This is a genomic window from Acinetobacter towneri, assembly GCF_017498585.1.
GTDB classification, from domain to species: domain Bacteria; phylum Pseudomonadota; class Gammaproteobacteria; order Pseudomonadales; family Moraxellaceae; genus Acinetobacter; species Acinetobacter towneri.
In genome coordinates this window covers 809204-827849 of the sequence record NZ_CP071766.1, presented here as the reverse complement: position 1 = coordinate 827849, position 18646 = coordinate 809204, and the positions used below count along the sequence as shown (strand labels likewise).

At 42.0% G+C, this 18646-nt stretch carries 17 protein-coding genes; 8 read left to right on the top strand and 9 right to left on the bottom strand.

Annotated features, from left to right (window positions below):
* Positions 1-9: 9 nt before the first annotated feature.
* The 3 genes from pgsA to uvrC all read right to left on the bottom strand — a co-directional run bounded on the left by pgsA (position 10) and on the right by uvrC (position 3521).
* The gene (pgsA, locus tag J4G44_RS03915; protein WP_004975835.1) at positions 10-597 is read right to left on the bottom strand and encodes a CDP-diacylglycerol--glycerol-3-phosphate 3-phosphatidyltransferase; all 588 of its coding nucleotides are present in this window, start codon (positions 595-597) and stop codon (positions 10-12) included.
* A 105-nt stretch (positions 598-702) separates the two neighbouring features.
* Positions 703-1497, bottom strand: a complete 795-nt coding sequence (locus J4G44_RS03910) for a thioesterase family protein (protein WP_096901351.1) — start codon at positions 1495-1497, stop codon at positions 703-705.
* 224 nt (positions 1498-1721) lie between these two features.
* Entirely contained in the window at positions 1722-3521 is a 1800-nt protein-coding gene (uvrC, locus tag J4G44_RS03905) for an excinuclease ABC subunit UvrC (RefSeq protein WP_207973873.1), read from the bottom strand.
* A 185-nt stretch (positions 3522-3706) separates the two neighbouring features.
* Between uvrC and J4G44_RS03900 the strand changes: the two genes are divergently transcribed.
* Complete coding sequence (locus J4G44_RS03900) at positions 3707-4771, top strand: AAA family ATPase (RefSeq protein WP_179988504.1); 1065 nt, start codon at positions 3707-3709, stop codon at positions 4769-4771.
* Positions 4772-4861: 90 nt separating this feature from the next.
* Here J4G44_RS03900 and J4G44_RS03895 read toward each other — a convergent pair whose 3' ends face one another.
* A complete protein-coding gene (locus J4G44_RS03895; RefSeq protein WP_004975829.1) occupies positions 4862-5278 on the bottom strand; it encodes a PH domain-containing protein in 417 nt (138 codons plus the stop codon).
* A gap of 114 nt (positions 5279-5392) precedes the next feature.
* Entirely contained in the window at positions 5393-6307 is a 915-nt protein-coding gene (gene lpxO / locus J4G44_RS03890; RefSeq protein ID WP_207973872.1) for a lipid A hydroxylase LpxO, read from the bottom strand.
* 484 nt (positions 6308-6791) lie between these two features.
* Here lpxO and fadB point away from each other — a divergent pair, with 484 nt between their 5' ends.
* Complete coding sequence (gene fadB / locus J4G44_RS03885) at positions 6792-8945, top strand: fatty acid oxidation complex subunit alpha FadB (RefSeq protein ID WP_179993495.1); 2154 nt, start codon at positions 6792-6794, stop codon at positions 8943-8945.
* Positions 8946-8957: 12 nt separating this feature from the next.
* Entirely contained in the window at positions 8958-10130 is a 1173-nt protein-coding gene (fadA, locus tag J4G44_RS03880) for an acetyl-CoA C-acyltransferase FadA (protein WP_004975824.1), read from the top strand.
* Between the two features lie 145 nt (positions 10131-10275).
* Here the strand turns inward: fadA and J4G44_RS03875 are convergent, their stop codons facing one another.
* Entirely contained in the window at positions 10276-10548 is a 273-nt protein-coding gene (locus tag J4G44_RS03875; RefSeq protein ID WP_004975814.1) for a hypothetical protein, read from the bottom strand.
* A gap of 108 nt (positions 10549-10656) precedes the next feature.
* Positions 10657-11406: a hypothetical protein gene (locus J4G44_RS03870; protein ID WP_104852942.1), complete on the bottom strand. Its 750-nt coding sequence runs from the start codon at positions 11404-11406 to the stop codon at positions 10657-10659.
* Between the two features lie 253 nt (positions 11407-11659).
* Between J4G44_RS03870 and J4G44_RS03865 the strand changes: the two genes are divergently transcribed.
* Positions 11660-12361, top strand: coding sequence for a DsbA family oxidoreductase (locus J4G44_RS03865; RefSeq protein WP_004975810.1), 702 nt, complete (start codon positions 11660-11662; stop codon positions 12359-12361).
* A gap of 171 nt (positions 12362-12532) precedes the next feature.
* Here J4G44_RS03865 and J4G44_RS03860 read toward each other — a convergent pair whose 3' ends face one another.
* Positions 12533-12733 carry a dodecin family protein gene (locus J4G44_RS03860; protein WP_004975809.1) on the bottom strand — a complete coding sequence of 67 codons (201 nt, stop codon included), beginning with the start codon at positions 12731-12733 and terminating at the stop codon, positions 12533-12535.
* Positions 12734-13107: 374 nt separating this feature from the next.
* Between J4G44_RS03860 and J4G44_RS03855 the strand changes: the two genes are divergently transcribed.
* From J4G44_RS03855 to J4G44_RS03840, 4 genes are all read left to right on the top strand, one after another.
* Positions 13108-13272, top strand: coding sequence for a hypothetical protein (locus J4G44_RS03855; protein ID WP_019836107.1), 165 nt, complete (start codon positions 13108-13110; stop codon positions 13270-13272).
* A 327-nt stretch (positions 13273-13599) separates the two neighbouring features.
* On the top strand, positions 13600-13779 hold the full coding sequence (locus J4G44_RS03850; RefSeq protein ID WP_104852940.1) for a hypothetical protein: 180 nt from the start codon (positions 13600-13602) through the stop codon (positions 13777-13779).
* A gap of 10 nt (positions 13780-13789) precedes the next feature.
* Positions 13790-15286: a hypothetical protein gene (locus tag J4G44_RS03845; RefSeq protein ID WP_207973871.1), complete on the top strand. Its 1497-nt coding sequence runs from the start codon at positions 13790-13792 to the stop codon at positions 15284-15286.
* A 94-nt stretch (positions 15287-15380) separates the two neighbouring features.
* Entirely contained in the window at positions 15381-16526 is a 1146-nt protein-coding gene (locus J4G44_RS03840; protein ID WP_207973870.1) for a hypothetical protein, read from the top strand.
* 140 nt (positions 16527-16666) lie between these two features.
* On the opposite strand, the gene htpG is transcribed toward J4G44_RS03840, so the two are convergent.
* Positions 16667-18583, bottom strand: a complete 1917-nt coding sequence (htpG, locus tag J4G44_RS03835; RefSeq protein WP_207973869.1) for a molecular chaperone HtpG — start codon at positions 18581-18583, stop codon at positions 16667-16669.
* Positions 18584-18646 lie beyond the last annotated feature (63 nt).

Genomic DNA, 18646 nt, shown 5'->3' with positions numbered 1-18646 from the left:
TCACGATATTTAAGGTTGTTTCAAATATGGCCATGCCGCTTTTAAATAAATAAACATCGACCAAAGCGTTAGAATTACAGCAGTATAGAGCAACAAATAAGCCACCATTTCCAATGGTTGCCAGTTCAATAAGAACACTGAAATCGCAATCATTTGGAATGCTGTTTTATATTTCCCCACTGTAGACACCGCCACACTGGTACGTGCGCCGAGTTCAGCCATCCACTCTCGTAAGGCAGATACGGTAATTTCACGGGAAATAATTACAATCGCGGCAAAAGCCATAGAAATAGTCGGTTGCCATTGCACTAAAACAATCAATGCCGCAGCGACCATAAGTTTATCGGCCACAGGGTCTAAAAAGCGCCCAAATGCAGAGGTCTGATTCAAAGTACGTGCCAAATAGCCATCAAACCAGTCGGTCACAGCAGCAATCACAAAAATAGACGTCAAAATAATATGACGCGTCATGCCACCATCATAACCATTTACGCCCATTGCAGGCGGCCAATACGCCACCAACAAAAAAACAGGAATCAAGGCGATTCGAGCCAAAGTTAATATATTTGGAATGTTCAGGATACGACCTGTTGTCATAGACACCGCCAATGTTTCCCCTCTTTACGCTGCATATTCACAAGTTTTTTGAGGATTTGTCATCGTGAATAGGCTTCACTTTATACGAAATGCTAGTAGGTGTCACTAGGCAAACACGGTGATGGTCTGTCGGGCAATCGCTATTAGCCGATCCTGATCATCCCATAAGTGCGCATATTCTGTGGCATAACCACCGCTAGCATGATCGGTAAAAACTTTATATTTCATCCAATCTTGCAGCTGATTTTGCAAAGGATTGACATAGGTCACATGCCAAGTCAGTGAACTGGCAGGAGCGAGCTGCTCAAACATCGGCAGTACTCCAGGCGGCCACATATCAAAAGCCACCATCAAATCGGCAATGGTCATGGCACGATTCGTATGCTGTTTTGGGTTAAAACGCATCCAGCCTGCAAAATCAGGTTTATGACTAGCAGTAAACGGATATTGTCCTTCAGACCAAACCAAATCCATCTGCTGAAAACATTCAGGTGCTAAAGGATGATGCTGTGTAACAGGCAATTCCGTTGCAGGTGGAAAATTGGGCGCAGTACGTTCTTGTTGCACCACAATGCTGGATTCACGTGCCGCACCAAAACTGGCAATTAAAATGCTTTGTACTGCATCATCCTGCCATAAACGAACTTCGACACTGGTCACAGATTTGCCTTCACGCAGAATTTCCGCCGTGAGCCGTGCCCGACCTTGTTGCACAGGTCCGACAAACGTGACACTGCTGCTTAGCAAGCGCTTTTTCGGATCGGCAATACAAAGCTGGGCTTTTTGCATCATCAAACCTGCCACCAATCCACCATAAATAGTGCGCCCCTGTAACCACCCAAGCGGGATGTCTATCCATTCTTGCTCGGCAATGGCTTGATAGGTCTGTAGCAACGACATAGCTATTCCTTAAACAATGTTGTGGTTGATATTACAGGGTTTCGATCTGATGTGAATGTTCAATGACGACAGAGTCAATGCACTTTTTTGCTATTTACCTTTGTAGAAAATACTGCTTTTTATGCAGTAAATAGGGTCTGTTGACAATTCGTCTATGTTTGCGACGTGAGAGATATATCTCGCAAGATTTTTAGCTAATATAAGGCATGAGGCAGGAAATTTAGTCATTCATGCAGCACTTTATAAATCGTACGCGCCATTACTTCACCCAGTCCGGGTACTAAAGTCAACTCTTTTTCAGAAGCTTTCAGGACACCTTGTATGCCACCAAAATGGGTGAGTAAATCACGACGACGTTTTGGCCCTAAGCCCGGAATCACTTCAAGTATTGATGAGCCACGTTTTTTATCGCGCTTGGCACGGTGCTTGGTAATTGCAAATCGGTGTGCTTCATCACGTACCTGCTGAATCAAATGCAGCGCCTTATGATCTTCAGGCAGCTGAATTTTGCTGCCATCGGTAAAATGTAGCGTTTCTAGACCAGGTTTGCGTCCTTCGCCTTTGGACACCCCAATCATAAAGGCATCCAATCCTAACTCCTGCATGACCTCCATCGCCATATTCAACTGCCCTTTACCGCCATCAATCAGCAATAAATCGGGCAGCATGGCTTTTTTATAACGGCGCGTTAAAGCTTGGCGCATGGCAGCATAGTCATCTCCAGCCTGAATATCCTGAATTGAAAATTGTCGATAATCACGTTTGCGAATACCACCACTGTCAAATACCACGCAAGATGCCACAGTGTCTTCGCCCATAGTGTGCGAAATATCAAAACATTCAATCCGATCAATCGGGCGTCCAACCACTTGCTCTAACTGATGAAAACGCTCATTTAATTCAAAGTGATTGGCGAGTTTACCTTTAATGGCATGCTGCACATTCATTTGTGCCAATTCTTGCCACTCGGCACGGGTTTCACGCACTTTATGTTTAATTTGAATTTTTTTATCGAAGTGTTGCTGTAAGGCTTGTTCCAACTCTTTGCAATCTGCCACTTCCACATTAACAATCAATTCCGCTGGAATTTCATCGGCCACCTGAAAGTAAAAGTTGGCAATAAAATCGGCCAACATTTGCCCCAAATCATCGCCCAACATATCAGGAAAATAGCTTTTACCGCCCAGCATTTTGCCATTGCGCACATGCATAATTTGCACACAGGTCACACCTGCCTGATAAGCAATTGCGATAATATCGGCTTCGCCTTTGAGTTTATAAATGGCTTGCTGTGCCTGCACATCACGCAACAAAGCCATACGGTCACGGTAAAAGACTGCTTTTTCAAATTCCAACGCTTCGGCTGCAGCTTCCATTTTGGCAATCAATTGCTGATTCAGTTCTTTACTATCGCCCTGTAAAAATCGAATCGAATTATGAACATCTTCTTTATATTCTTCGGGCGAAATCAATCCTACACACGGTGCCGAACAGCGTTTGATCTGATATTGCAAACACGGACGCTGCCGTTGAGCAAAATAACTGTTTTCACACTGCCGCACATTAAACAGTTTTTGTAACACCACCAAAGTATCGCGGGCATTGTACGCACTCGGATAAGGCCCAAAAAACTTGCCTATCTGATGCTTGCCTTTGCCGCGTCCACTGGCAATACGCGGATAAGGCTGATCTGCCGACACAAAAATATAAACATAGGACTTATCATCGCGCAGCATAATATTGTACGGTGGACGATGCAGCTTAATCAGATTTTGTTCAAGCAATAACGCTTCAGTTTCGGAACGCACCACCAAAGTTTCAATATCATAAATACGCGCCACTAAAGCCTGCGTTTTAGGATGCTCGATGGTTTTGACAAAATAACTCGACACTCGGTTTTTTAAATTTTTGGCTTTGCCGACATATAACAACTCCCCGTCTTTACCCAACATACGGTAAACCCCTGGCAATTGGGTCATATTTGCCAAAATTTTCTCGATATGCTCACCTGCGTTTGGGTTCACGAGTCATCCTATTCTTGCTACATTCTTTACATGATGTGCTGCTTTATCTGATTTTTTCAAGCTTTATCCTGTGGCATAGCGCATGATCTATCCACTAAAACGATCAGCTCAGTGCTAAAAACGATCAGTCGGCAACACAAGATTTGCTATGCTCAGGCATCTTGTCAGCAGAAGGAAAGTGCAGGATGACGACCGCACCACACGGCATACCGACCATTCAATCCGCAACGTCCCAGCCGATCAGTACACATCAGTATGTATCCGCCAAAGACCGTTTGATTGGCAAGCCGCGCTTTCATTTTGAACCTACACAAGTCATGCAATTGTTACGTCAACGGATTATTGGACAAGATGCAGCGCTGAATGAAATCGAAAAAATGCTGTATGTGGTCAAGGCCGATTTCTCCAGCACAGAGCGACCACTTTCAGTGACTTTAATGCTTGGCCCGACAGGTGTTGGCAAGACCGAAACGGTGCGCCTGATTGCCGAAGCCATTTATGGTCGCCCCGATGCCTTCTGCCGCATTGATATGAATACCTTGGCGCAGGAACACTATGCGGCTGCACTCACAGGCGCGCCTCCTGGCTATGTCGGCTCTAAAGAAGGCCATAGTTTATTTGATGAAACTGCGATTGCAGGTTCGCACACCCGCCCAGGCATTATGCTGTTTGATGAACTGGAAAAAGCCTCAAGCGAAGTGATACGTGGCTTAATGAATGTGCTAGATACAGGCAAACTGACCCTGACTGCAGGCACCAAAACCATCGACTTTCGCAATTGCATGATTTTTATGACCAGCAATGTGGGTGCTCAAGCCGCACAACAATACTTAGATAAATTGAATCTGTTGCCGCAAAAAGTACAACAACTGTGCTTAAAACGCATGCCCACACAACGGATCATTGAAAAAGTCATGCAGCGTAAATTTGACCCTGAATTTTTAAATCGGATTGACCGTAGTTTGCATTATCAAGCGGTATCTGCTGATGCCCTGCCGCAATTGGTTGAAATTGAATTGGAAAAGTTAAACCATCGCCTGCAGCATCAACAGCGCCAAGTCGAACTCACTGCAGCAGCTAAAGCCTATTTTTATCAGGGGCATGATATTCGTTACGGCGCGCGGCATTTGGGGCGTAAAATTCGTACTGAACTTGAACCCATTTTAGCTTTATATTTTTTAAAGTATCCTGAAAAATCGGAAATATGTGTAGATTGCAGTGCAAATCAATTGCACCTCAAAATAGAATAAGCCCGCGACTTATGCTGCGTGAATCTTGAGAATGCCGCTCTGCTCATCCTCAAAGTTTTGATGCTTATTTTTGCTTAAAAAGCCTAGGGATTAGTCGGTAATTTCCATTCCCAAGGCTTGACTAAATTTGGTCTGATCTTTAGGTGAAACCAATACAAATTTTGGCTGCCCCGCTTGAAGATAATCAATTTTTAAACGCTTCAGCGACAAAGCAGGTGACGCTACAGAATTATTGGTTTTAGATATTTTTTGAATACTGTCGCGCGGAATATCCCATTTTAAAAACATGCAACGGATCTGCAAGCGTTCTGCATCGACCTGATAGCGCGTATTGAACACAGGCCACCACAACACAAAAATGGTAATGAAATACACCCCTGTGTGCACAGGAAATGCTGGCATCGTGCCTTTGGCGTACATGGTCAGCAATAACTGAATCAATAGACCAGACATACAAATCACAAAAGCCAAAACCCACCAATCTTTTTTAGAACGAAACGTTTGCATAAAAATTCCCCTATTTGCTTCATTCTATACATAAAAATAGGCGGGAATTAAAGTGCGTTGCTGAAATTGCTCAAAAATGTCATAAAAAAACGCCCCGAAAGGCGTTGCGATACTTTAAAACACATAAGGGCGAATAAAAATTAAGAAGAAAATCCCGAGCATTAAAAACCATTTTAAGAAATAGTACACACGACTATTTTTAGCTTTTAAAGCCTTGGCTTTTAAACGCACTTGATAGACATAGCCAAAGACTTTATTTAAGCCACCCGTCTGATCGCCTGCTTCATTCGGAGAGCTTGCTGCGGTCATCACATTTTTGCCAAACCAGTGATTAAACTTTTGCATCCAGCGAGATTTTAACGGACGCTCGACATCGGCAAAGAAAATAATACGGTTTTGAGAAGTGCCATTTTCAGCATAGTGAATATAGGTTTCATCAAACACCACACTTTCACCATCACGCCATGAATACCGCTCACCATCGACATCAATAAAACAACGGTCATCATTTGGTGTCATCAATCCCAAGTGGTAACGCAATGAACCTGCATACGGGTCGCGATGACGCACTAAACGACTGTCGGGCGCTAGTTCAGTAAACATCGCCGCCTTAATGCTAGGCAAAGTTTTTAATAATGCTGTGGTTTTTGGACATAATTCTGCGGCAGATGGATGCGCGGAGTCATACCATTTTAAATAAAAACGCTTCCAGCCTGTTTTAAAGAATGAGTTAAATCCCAAATCATCGTAGCTACTTGAAGCTTTAATACCACCCTGTTCATACAAAGCTTTGGCTTCATCACGAATCATTTCCCAATTGTCATCCAAAACCTTTAAATCTTGAAAGTGCTGGGTGTCGATATACGGTTGATTTGGTACTTTAGAAAACAAATACATTAAATAGTTGATCGGTGCGAGGATGGTAGAATGGTCAAAAAACTGACGATAAAAACTATGACGCACCTTGCCGCGCTGTTGAATATACAGCGCTGAAGCGATAAAAATCGCCAGAATAATCCACTTCAACATAGAACAACCCAAATTGCTGAAAACAGCTAAAATTCAAAATGTCGCATATTCTACTCAATTTCAGCGCATAAAGTCATAGCAGAAAATAGAACACAGCATTGCAAGTCGCTGTCCAAACCTATCGACTTCATGCTTTAAAACTTATCATCAAAACAAGGGATTGACTTTTCTGTCCCAAACAACCTACTGATAACATCTATTTATCAAGCTTTTCTAAATCGAAAATGCAATACAACCTGATTAAAAATAAAAGAGAAAACAATCACTTTCATCTTTCTTTAAACATAGGATTTTAAAATCGGGTCAAAAAGCAATTCCGAGCTATGAGAAAAATCATGACCCTTGCGTCACGGCTTGATACAACTTGCTATATTTTTTTTCGATATAGTTATCGTAAGATTAGCGAGGCATATATGTGTGCAGGACTATCGCACACGCTTCATAACATCAACTTAGAAGTCCTCCAAAATAAAGGAGATCAGGCATGATCCACGCTGGCAATGCCATTACCGTCCAAATGCTTTCGGACGGAATTGCAGAATTCCGCTTTGACTTACAAGGTGAGTCGGTCAACAAATTTAACCGTGCAACGATTGAAGACTTTAAAGCTGCGATTGAGGCTGTTAAAGCAAACAATGAAGTGAAAGGTTTAATCGTCACTTCTGCAAAATCAACCTTTATCGTGGGTGCAGACATCACCGAATTTGGCGCAAACTTCGCTCAAGGCGAACAAGCTATTGTGGATTGGGCATTGCCTGTTCACGACATCTTCAATGCTTTTGAAGATTTAGAAATTCCTAAAGTTGCTGCAATCAATGGTATGGCATTGGGCGGTGGCTTTGAAATGTGTTTGGTATGTGACTACCGTGTCATGTCAGACCAAGCACAGGTAGGCTTACCAGAAATCAAACTCGGTATTTTCCCGGGCTTTGGTGGTACGGTTCGTTTAAGCCGCGTTATTGGTATCGACAATGCGGTTGAATGGATGGCAATGGCTAACCCTAAACGTCCTGATGCTGCACTTAAAGACGGTGCTGTAGATGCTGTAGTTGCTGCAGATCAATTACAAGCGGCTGCGCTTGATTTGGTTAAACAAGCCATTGCAGGTCGTTTGGACTGGAAAGCAAAACGCCAAGAAAAATTAGACCCAGTGAAATTGAACCCACTTGAACAAATGATGGCGTTCAACACTGCAAAAGGTGCGGTATTAGCCAAAGCGAATCCTGCACAATACCCTGCACCAAAACTCATGCTTGATTCTTTACAAGCAGGTGCAAGCTTGCCACGTAATGACGCACTCAAAGCGGAAGCGGAAGGCTTTGCTAAAGCTGCGGTAACGCCACAAGCAGGTGCATTGATTGGTTTGTTCATCAACGACCAAGTGGTGAAGAAGACCTCGAAAAAATATGAAAAAGGTGCGCATCCTGTTAACCAAGCGGCTGTACTCGGCGCGGGTATCATGGGTGGTGGTATTGCTTACCAAGCGGCAAGCAAAGGCACACCAATTATCATGAAAGACATTGGCAATCCACAATTGGCATTGGGGATGTCTGAAGCAAACAAATTGCTGACCAAGCAAGTTGAACGTAAAAAAATGACACCTGCCAAAATGGGTGAAACTTTGGCACGTATCCGCCCAACTTTAAGCTATGACGAGTTTAAAGAAGTAGATATCGTGATTGAAGCCGTGACTGAAAATCCGAAAGTCAAAGGCATTGTGTTGGCTGAAACTGAAAAATCAGTACGTGAAAACACCATTATCGCGTCAAACACATCAACCATTTCGATTACACGTTTGGCAGAAAACCTACAACGTCCAGAAAACTTTGTCGGCATGCACTTCTTTAACCCAGTGCACATGATGCCATTGGTAGAAGTGATTCGTGGTGAAAAAACTTCACCTGAAGCGATTGCAACCACTGTGGTGCTTGCTCAGAAAATGGGTAAAACACCAATCGTAGTGAATGACTGCCCAGGCTTCTTGGTGAACCGCGTATTGTTCCCTTACTTTGGTGCATTCGACTTGTTACTTAAAGATGGCGCAGACTTCCAGCAAGTTGACAAAGTCATGGAAAAATTCGGCTGGCCAATGGGTCCTGCTTACCTGATGGATGTTGTTGGTATCGACACGGGCGTTCACGGTGCAGAAGTCATGGCAGAAGGTTTCCCAGACCGCATGAAGCCAGACTATAAAGGCTCAATCCAAGTCATGTACGAAAACAAACGTCTTGGTCAAAAGAATGACGTAGGTTTCTACAAATATGAATTGGATCGTAAAGGCAAAAAAGCCAAAGTGGTCGACCCAACTGCGTATGAGCTTGTAGCATCTGTCGCAACATCTGAAAAGCGCGAATTTGATGCACAAGAAATCATTGACCGTATGATGTTGGCTTTCTGTAATGAAACAGTACGTTGCTTAGAAGACAACATCGTGGCGACACCATCTGAAGCAGATATGGCGATGATTATGGGTGTAGGTTTCCCTCCATTCCGTGGTGGCCCATGCCGTTATATCGACCAAACAGGTGTTGCTGAATACGTTGCGCTTTGCGACAAATATGCACACTTAGGAAAAGCTTATGAAGCGCCACAAATGTTGCGTGACATGGCTGCTAACAACAAAAAATTCTACGGTTAAGGAGCAACGTGAATGGCTACTTTAAATCCACGTGACGTTGTCATCGTTGATGGCGTACGTTCTGCAATGGGTAAAACCAAAAACGGTATGTTCCGCAATGTACGTGCTGACAGTCTATCGGCTGAATTGGTTCGTGCTTTAGTTGCTCGTAACCAGTTTGATGTCAACGAAGTTGAAGATGTGATCTGGGGCTGTGTTAACCAAACCCTAGAACAAGGTATGAACATTGGTCGTAATATTGCTTTATTGGCTGATCTTCCAAAAACAGTAGCGGGTCAAACTGTGAACCGTCTGTGTGGTTCTTCAATGCAAGCGATCCACACCGCTGCGGCACAAATTGCAACCAATCAGGGTGATATTTTCATCATTGGTGGTGTAGAGCACATGGGCCACGTGGGCATGATGCACGGTATCGACATCAACCCTGCTGCATCGAAGCACTATGCCAAAGCCTCAAACATGATGGGCTTAACTGCTGAAATGTTGGGTCGCATGAACGGTATTTCTCGTGAAGAGCAAGATGCCTTTGGTGTGGAATCACACCGTCGTGCATGGGCTGCAACGCAAGAAGGCCGTTTTAAAAACGAAATCATTGGCATTGAAGGTCATGATGCAAACGGCTTTAAACAACTATGCGACATCGACGAAGTGATTCGTCCAGATGCTAACCTTGAAGCATTCCAAGCTTTACGTCCTGTATTTGATCCGAAAGGCGGTACAGTCACTGCGGCGACATCTTCAGCATTGTCTGATGGTGCTTCTGCTATGTTGCTTATGTCTGCTGAACGTGCACAAGCATTAGGTTTGAAACCACGTGCGGTGATTCGCTCTATGGCCGTTGCAGGCTGTGATGCAGCAATCATGGGTTATGGCCCAGTACCTGCAACGCAAAAAGCACTTAAACGTGCGGGCTTGTCAATTGCAGACATTCAAACCTTTGAATTAAACGAAGCGTTTGCTGCACAAGGTCTATCTGTTCTAAAAGGCTTAGGCATTTATGATCAGCAAGATCGTGTGAACTTGAACGGTGGTGCAATTGCACTCGGTCACCCATTGGGTTGTTCAGGTGCGCGTATCACCACCACGTTATTGAACGTGATGGAACAACAAGACACGCAAATTGGTCTTGCGACCATGTGTATCGGTCTTGGTCAAGGTATCGCGACAATTATTGAGCGTGTGTAAAAAGTCTTCGTAATAAAAAAATCCTCGCATCATGCGGGGATTTTTTATTTTGTTGTTTTGAGCTGTTCTAATTTTTAAATTTTATTCTTTTGCATTGTTATCTTGAAGACTAGATGGCTGATCAGTTGTGATTTACCTGCACGGCTTAAACCAACAACTCCCCCATCAACCATGTCATATAGCGTTCTTTATCCATAAAGTCTGGGGCGCTGCCTGTATCCAAGCAATAATATTGTTGATTAAATTCAATCACAATTTGTTCAGTCTGATGCCAATCTTCAACCAAACGAAAGTGCTGATTAAAGAAGTAACGGTTCTTGCCCCAATTATTTAAATTTTCGAGTTTCGGGTAGTTTTTATTTTCTAAGAATTGCAAATACAGTTGTTGAATATCATCAAAGACTTGAATGCTGTTCATATTGGACCTGCCTAGCTGAGCAATTAAATCAACAGGCACAGTTTAGGCAAGAGATTTGAACGGCAGATGACATTCTTTTGACAATTTGATGTAAGGATTTGCCAGACCTTACAACTTGCTTTCCAGTGCCCGCTGATGCTGCTGAGTGATCTCTTGCATTTGCGTATTGAGCTGCACCATCTCTTGATATACCGCATTAAATTCTTTCAAGGCTGCATCTTCATAGAACATGAAGGTATTGTTTTTGAGCTCCCATTTATTGTTTTTTAAAATTGCAAACAACACATACGCCTTACCCAAATTTTTCTTTTCCAATTCAAATAATGCGTGTCCTTGGTCATTATGGCGGCTTTCTAGCAAAGATTCTGCTAAATGACGGCGCAAATTATGATTGATTTCAAGATTCTCAATCTGCTCCAAAGCCATCGCTTCATGCTGTTCTAAATGTTCCTGATACAGCTCTACCATGGCACGTACTTGCACCAACATGGCTTCGGTATCGGCATAGTCTTGTTTTTTATCTGCAGCAAGTCGTTGAGGATCTAAAAACTGATCCCAATTCAAGGCTTTTAATTCACGTAAATAGCTATTGCGCGCTTCGGCACTTTGCACCATGTGACTCAAGACAAAACTCGCCATAATTTGATAGTCGCCATCTAAACGATTATCTTTTAAGTCAATTTGAATCGGCTTAGACCAATCCTGTGCCTGTACAAAAATTTGTTCGGCTTTTTCATAAATCACATTTTGATAAGCATGCAATTGAGTGACTTGTTTTTGCTGCTGTTGATATTGATAAAACATCCCGCCAAAAATCAGCAGCGTTGCACATCCTATAATTAGCACTATACGTCGCATGCGTGCCCTCTTATTTTTTAGTATTTGCAATATCTTAGCGTGAAGCCTGTCACATTTGTATAGCATTTTATGCTTATTTTCTAATGCAGCCATTAGAATATAGTGAAATAAATCAATTCATTTATGCCTTTATATGATTCTGTATCCATGACGCTATTTGATCAGATGCTCAAAAATAAGTTTAGCATCGCTTTATGCTTTAAATTTTATGTAACATCCCCATCTTAGTAAAAAACAGAATTTGAGATTGTTCATGCGCGTTGATATTTGGTCAGATATTGTTTGCCCGTTTTGCTATATCGGCAAAAAACGTTTAGAGGCTGCTGCTGAAGAAGCAGGTGTAGAATTAGAAGTGCATTGGCACAGCTTTGAACTTGATCCAGATGCGCCACCGCGTCAGGAAGTGTCCAATTCAGAGCGTTTGGCACAAAAATATGGGCGCAGCCTTGCCGAAGTAGAAGACATGCAGCGTAATATTGCCGAAATGGCAAAAGCTGAAGGCATTGACTTTCAATGGGAAAATGCCAATTCAGGCAATACCTTTAATGCCCATCGTTTGGTGCATTTGGCGCAAAGTAAAGGCTTGGGCAGCGAAGCCAAAGAGGCTTTTTTCTATAGCTATATGACTCAAGGTTTGGCAATTGGCGAGCGTGAAACACTGGAAGATGTTGCATCACGTATTGGGCTGAATCCTGTAGAAGTGGATGATGTTCTAGATTCTGACGAATATGCCGACTTTGTAAAATTTGACCAAGAAGTTGCACGTGAACAATTAAACGTCACTGGCGTACCGTTCTTCGTATTTGATCAGCGTATTGCTTTAGCAGGTGCACAGCCACGTGAAGTCTTTGTGCAAGTTCTGCAAAAAGCCCTTGAAACAGCAAGCGAGCTAGAGCTTGAAGATGCAGCAAGCTGCGATGCAGAACAATGCGATGTGTCTGAACCCAAAGCTTAAGATTGAAATACAGACAAGGCTGAATAGTGTTCTTCCGGCTAATTAGACGCACAAAAAAATCCCATTACGGGATTTTTTGTGCTTTTAAAATGGGTCAAAGTTCCAGCTTTGCCCCGCAACCATGCTTCGGTTAGTTGTCATCTTACTATGCTTCGTTAATGAAGCGAGGTGTTATTCAACCAAGAAGCTGATTTTTAAATTGACCCGATACTCCGTGATTTGATTGTCTTTAACCACCACTTTTTGTTCGTTAATCCACGCCCCTTGGACATTTTTAATTGTTTCTGTCACTTTAGCGATTCCAGTCTGAATCGCGTCTTCAAAACTTTTTGTACTGCTTGAATTAACTTCAACTACTTTTGCAATTGCCATGATTTTCTCACTGTCCTTTATCGTTATTGGAATTCCATCATAGATTAAAAAAACCGCATTTTTAGACTGTTTAACCAATCACAGCCAAAACATTACATGATTTCACACTGTCAAAAATTGTCACCATTCACCCTCATTTCAGACTTATCCAAATACAAATTTTGCAGACATCTCAACCATTTAAGCCTACACAAAAAACTAGAGCTAAAACTCTAATATATTGTTTTATATTGCTATTTTTAAAATAATTGCCGAAATGATCATTTTGTAAATTTTAAACTTTGTTATGATTCATGTGAATTTTTTATTTCGTTTGATCTCCCTACGATGTCTATTCTTCTGCCTAGACATTAACACTTTGGATGGATATTCCCATGAATATGTTTAAATCTGTTTTGATGGTTTCACTTTTAGCAATTGCTGCAAATGTATCTGCTCAAATTGTGCATGTACCTGATTTTCCAACTCAAAAAGTGAATACAGAATCGGCTGCATCTGAAGCTGTTGTAAATGAACCAACTTCGCAAAAGGCAGCTTAAGTTACGCGTTTTATCCACTAATTTTAGCTGTATTAATCTCTCCCATTTCTCTCCCCAAACAGCAGTCTAAAGCAGGCTGCTGTTTGTTTTTCTAATGCTAAATTTGCTTTAAATCGTCCATGCAACATCTAAAAACTGTGTTCTACCCAATTGCTAATACTTTTTTGGCACTGCGATTTAAATTTTTTTGATTATTTTTCATATAAAAAGCGCATTTTTTTTCAATAATGTCTAAAAAAGCACAAAAGCTGACAATTTTTAGCATGTATTTTTTAATTAAATCCATATAATTAAAGTGATTTTTTTTCATTGCTATAGCAGATGCCTATGCAACAACTTCAAGCACTTATACAAAGAAAAATTCCACCTCAAGCGATTGAGGTCAACCATTTAATAGAATTAGCCAAACACTATCCTCAACCACAATCGGCAGAATATAAATTGATTGAATTGGCTCTGAATATTGTCTTGGCAGATTATTTGGAAAAAGCACAACAACATATTTAAGTATGCATCAATGAATACACTAGAAAAATCACTGTTGATTAAAGAATTACACGACTTGATTGATGCTTTAACGCATAAAAGACTCAGTCTGTATGAAACAGCCAAAGCCAAAGCACGCATTAAAGAAATTTTTATGCTGTGCGATAAACCGATTTTTCAAAAACAGTTGCTCACATTTAAAGCCTCACAAAATCCAATTCAAACTGCGGTAACTTTTGCAGAACAAAGTTTATATGCACAATCTTTTCGTGGCGTATTTACACAACTTGAAGCACTTGAAACAGCACTTTATCAACAGCCTGAAGCAGGTTGGGCGATTTTGTATCAACCGAGAGCAGGTTGGCAAATTTGGTTAATTCCTGCTGCAGACCGCACTGCTCTGCTAAGCGAATTTCAAGATTTAGAGCAGGTCTATCGCTGGATGTTGGAACAGCAGCAACAGTATCACTGCCTTCAAACCGATGCAGAACTGAAACAAGCTGCAGTTCTAGAAGCTGCGCAAACTCAGCCAGTCTTTGCCACTGTAGACCCAGAAGAAAATAAAGCTGTAGATTCGCCAATTCAATTTGAATTCATTACAGACCACATCGCTACAGAAGAAGTTGCCTCGTCTGATACTCAAGTTGTGGACGTGGCTAAAGATGAACTTACAATTGAACCGACAGCAGACCAAACGATCATTTCCAACGCAATACTGAATACAACTCAGCCTGATGCAACGACAATAGATACTGCCCAGATGACGGCTGGCACGCAAAAACCAAGCGTCAACCCAGCTTATAATCTATTGTTAAGCCAATATAGTTGCCCCATTTCTGCGCTCAATCTTAGCCAAAATGAGTCAGCACAGTTGTATCGGGTCTTTTTGCCTGAAGCGCCAGAAGTCACGCAATATGCCGATGTGTTGGTGCATTTGTCTGATCCCGAAGAAGATCAGCAACAGGTGTTGGCGCGTGCGGTATATTTGGCAGAACAAACCAATACGCAAGGACGCTTTATTAAATATGTGGTACTGCTTGGCGCATTAGATCAAATGCAAGCGATTCGTTTGACTCAAAACTTTTGCCAACAGTTTGAACATGAAATTGCAGCAATACGTGAAATTTCTTGGGAAAAATTACAAGAACATTTATTTGATTTCGATCAGCTTTTTCAATGCTATAGTCATGATGCTCAAATCGTGTGGCAGCAAGAGCATTATTTTCCTTTCATTCCGATACAGCACATTCAAACTACTAAGTTTATTCAGTTTGAAGAAAGTGAAGCACAGAGTCATACCCCTTTGATTTTACTGAAAGAACGACAAAAAATTCGTGTGATTCATGGTCAAAAGCGCTTACAACTGTCCCGTACTGAACAAGCTGTACCGCACATTTTATTAGATCGACAACAAGGTATTAGTTGGCAAATGATTCAAAAAGTCATCTCCCAATTACAGCAACCGATTGATGCTTTGCAGTTATGCCAAGCACTTCAAATGTATCAAGAAAAAGAGGTTTCTGCCTAAAAACTGCCGTTTATATTATGATTTTGTAGCCAAGTCTTGCTTTTATCTCATAGATTTTCAACACTAACAAAAATGGCTTAAAGATCAGTAAATAATGTCAAGAATAAAGCACACATCGCCTTTTATATTAAGCTGTCTCTTAAGTGGGGTCGCAGGCACCACTTTTGCACAAGAATCAACTCAAGCAGTGGATCAAGCCCATACGCCACTGCCACCTTATGAATTGCCTGTCGCTCCGCCAAGTGCAGCAGATAAAAACGGTTTTTATTACACGATTCCACGTTGGATTGATGCTACACCGACGGTGTTACCCGAACAATCCAATGAATCCATTGTACCTCCCACCGCAGAAACGGAACATTTAACTTGGTTCGATCAACGTCAAAAAAATATTCGCAACTGGGCAGATAAAACAGCACATAAACTGGATAACTGGTTTGGTGAACCAAGTCCTGAACAGCCTGCCTCAGCCACTTTGCGGGTTTTGGTCGATAGCAGTTGGGATAAGCATAATGAATATGAAGTCAAACCTCGTATTCGCGGGAAAATCAAACTGCCTACGCTTGAAAATAAACTCAGTGTGGTCTTTGGTGATGACTCGCTCGATAACGAATTGCAAAATAACGTCGCCATTACCAACGAAAACCCAGCGCATGATGCAGACAAAACTGTAGACAGCAAACGTAGCCGTGAAGACAACAGTTCTCTGGCATTACGTTGGTCGAACTTTGCCGAGCGTCTACCTTTTGAAACAGATGTCGATTTAGGGGTACGTTCTGGCGATGATATTTATCTGCGTTTAAAAGCCTCTAAAGACTGGACTTTGGAAAATGATTTCTCTTTTCATGCCGAACAAATTTATCGTTATGGCATCGACAGTGAAAATTATCTCAGAACCAACTTGGAGTTCACGCACGCACGCCCCAATCAGGCTTTCTTGTCCAATCAATTTAGCCTGACCTATGCCGATGAACAAGATGATGATTTGGTTTGGGACAACTACACCTTTAGACAACATCAATTCTTTGCAGGCAACCGCTTTAACTATGGCATTTATACAGGCGGTTATTATCACGATGATGACTTACGTTTAAATCGTTGGGGGCCATTTGTCTCTTGGCGTCAACCATTTTTACGTGAATGGTTCTTTATTCAGGGCGATGTCAATTATTTAAATGATGATCGCGCAGATCGTAATCATTATCTCGGTGCTTTAGTGCGTTTAGAAGCCATTTTCTAAACAGGTAACATCTACAATCAAGCCAAATTAAAAAACCAAGTCTTGCGAACAGGACTTGGTTTTTTTGCAAGATGATCTTGCAAGATGACGATGCATTATTTGTACAACGCATCATCGATCATGTTCATGCGAAAGCAGACTTACTTTAACAGTAAGCTATTAATACGTTTCACATATTCCGCTGGGTCTTCAGGCAAGCCACCTTCAGCAATCACAGCTTGATCAAAAATCACATGCGCCAAATCATCAAATTGATTGGAGTCCTGTAATTTTTTCACCAAAGGATGCTCTGGGTTGATTTCCAAAATTGGCTTCATATCAGGTACAGCTTGCCCTGCATCCTTCAACATACGAATCAATTGTGGTGACAGTTCACCTTCACCTGTTACCAAACAAGCAGGGGAATCAACCAAACGTGTAGTCACACGCACTTCTTTGGTTTTACCGCTTAAAGATGCAGACAATTGCTCAACCACAGGTTTAAATTGTTCTGCAGCCGCGTCTAAAGCTTTCTTCTCTTCAGCATCTTGTAGATCGCCTAAATCAACCGCACCTTTAGATACGTTTTGCATTGGCGTGCCATCAAACTCCTGCACAAAGTTCATCGCCCACTCGTCTACGCGTTCTGCCATCAACAACACTTCAATGCCTTTTTTCTTAAACAACTCCAACTGTGGAGAATGCTTTGCTGCGTTCAAGTTGTCTGCCGTAACGTAGTAAATGGCTTTCTGACCTTCTTTCATTCGCGCTTTATAGTCCGCCAATGAGGTACTGATGTCATCATTACTTGAAGTAGCGTAGCGTAATAATTTCAGGATACGTTCACGGTTGCCAAAGTCTTCGCCTAAGCCTTCTTTTAAAACTGAACCAAATTCTTGATAGAATTGCTTAAATTTTTCTTGGTCTTTTTCATCTTCAGACTTGGCTAAATTGTCCAACATGGTCAACACACGACGGGTATTGCCTTCGCGGATGGTTTTCACATCACGGCTTTCTTGCAATAACTCACGGCTCACGTTCAATGGCAAATCGGCGCTGTCCACCACACCTTGTACAAAACGTAGATAGTTCGGGATCAGGTTGTCTGCCTCATCCATAATAAATACGCGCTTCACATACAATTTAATCCCCGCTTTGGCTTCACGAGTAAAAATGTTGTGCGGTGCTTTACTTGGCACATACAACAACTGGGTGTATTCAGTACTGCCTTCAACACGGTTATGCGCCCATGCCAATGGTGCGTCAAAATCGTGGCTGAGGTTTTTATAAAACTCAATGTACTGTTCTTCACTAATTTCGTTTTTATTGCGCGTCCACAACGCACTGGCCGAGTTAATTGCTTCCCACTCATCAGTTTTCACATACTGACCTGCTTTCGGTGTTTCACCTTCAGCTGCTTCTTCTTGCTGCCATACTTCTTTCTGCATTTGAATTGGCAAACTGATGTGATCAGAGTATTTATTGATGATCTGCTTAACTTTGTAGCTTTCTAAATAATCCAGCGCATCTTCACGCAAGTGCAGAATAATATCGGTACCCCGTTCTGCTTTGTGAATTTGCTCGACATCAAACTCGCCAGTACCCGTGCTGCTCCAACGCACGGCTTCATCTGCAGCCAATCCTGCACGGCGTGATTCCACAGTAATTTTATCCGCCACGATAAAACCTGAATAAAAACCCACACCAAATTGACCAATCAATTGCGCATCGGCTTTTTGATCGCCTGTCAATTTCGACATAAAATCTTTGGTGCCCGATTTGGCAATGGTACCCAAATGCTCAATCGCATCCTGCTGACTTAAACCAATGCCATTGTCTGAAATGGTCAGGGTTTTCTTGTCTTGATCTAAGCGGATACGCACACGTAAATCTGGATCATTTTCATAATATTCAGGATGGTTGATGCCTTCAAAACGTAATTTGTCGCAGGCATCCGATGCGTTAGAAATCAGTTCACGCAAGAAAATTTCAGGGTTGGAATAAAGAGAATGGGTCACCAAATGTAATAACTGCGCCACTTCGGCTTGGAAACTGTGTTTTTGGCTGTGCTCGCTCATTCATCACTCCTTAAATTCATAAACATGGTTATTGTTGGATGTGTTAATGAATTGGAGTGATTG

Coding starts and splice junctions, on each gene's coding strand:
- pgsA (WP_004975835.1), bottom strand. CDS start 597: ATGACAACAGGTCGTATCCTGAACATTCCAAATATATTAACTTTGGCT.
- J4G44_RS03910 (WP_096901351.1), bottom strand. CDS start 1,497: ATGTCGTTGCTACAGACCTATCAAGCCATTGCCGAGCAAGAATGGATA.
- J4G44_RS03900 (WP_179988504.1), top strand. CDS start 3,707: ATGACGACCGCACCACACGGCATACCGACCATTCAATCCGCAACGTCC.
- J4G44_RS03895 (WP_004975829.1), bottom strand. CDS start 5,278: ATGCAAACGTTTCGTTCTAAAAAAGATTGGTGGGTTTTGGCTTTTGTG.
- lpxO (WP_207973872.1), bottom strand. CDS start 6,307: ATGTTGAAGTGGATTATTCTGGCGATTTTTATCGCTTCAGCGCTGTAT.
- fadB (WP_179993495.1), top strand. CDS start 6,792: ATGATCCACGCTGGCAATGCCATTACCGTCCAAATGCTTTCGGACGGA.
- fadA (WP_004975824.1), top strand. CDS start 8,958: ATGGCTACTTTAAATCCACGTGACGTTGTCATCGTTGATGGCGTACGT.
- J4G44_RS03875 (WP_004975814.1), bottom strand. CDS start 10,548: ATGAACAGCATTCAAGTCTTTGATGATATTCAACAACTGTATTTGCAA.
- J4G44_RS03870 (WP_104852942.1), bottom strand. CDS start 11,406: ATGCGACGTATAGTGCTAATTATAGGATGTGCAACGCTGCTGATTTTT.
- J4G44_RS03865 (WP_004975810.1), top strand. CDS start 11,660: ATGCGCGTTGATATTTGGTCAGATATTGTTTGCCCGTTTTGCTATATC.
- J4G44_RS03860 (WP_004975809.1), bottom strand. CDS start 12,733: ATGGCAATTGCAAAAGTAGTTGAAGTTAATTCAAGCAGTACAAAAAGT.
- J4G44_RS03855 (WP_019836107.1), top strand. CDS start 13,108: ATGAATATGTTTAAATCTGTTTTGATGGTTTCACTTTTAGCAATTGCT.
- J4G44_RS03850 (WP_104852940.1), top strand. CDS start 13,600: ATGCAACAACTTCAAGCACTTATACAAAGAAAAATTCCACCTCAAGCG.
- J4G44_RS03845 (WP_207973871.1), top strand. CDS start 13,790: ATGAATACACTAGAAAAATCACTGTTGATTAAAGAATTACACGACTTG.
- J4G44_RS03840 (WP_207973870.1), top strand. CDS start 15,381: ATGTCAAGAATAAAGCACACATCGCCTTTTATATTAAGCTGTCTCTTA.
- htpG (WP_207973869.1), bottom strand. CDS start 18,583: ATGAGCGAGCACAGCCAAAAACACAGTTTCCAAGCCGAAGTGGCGCAG.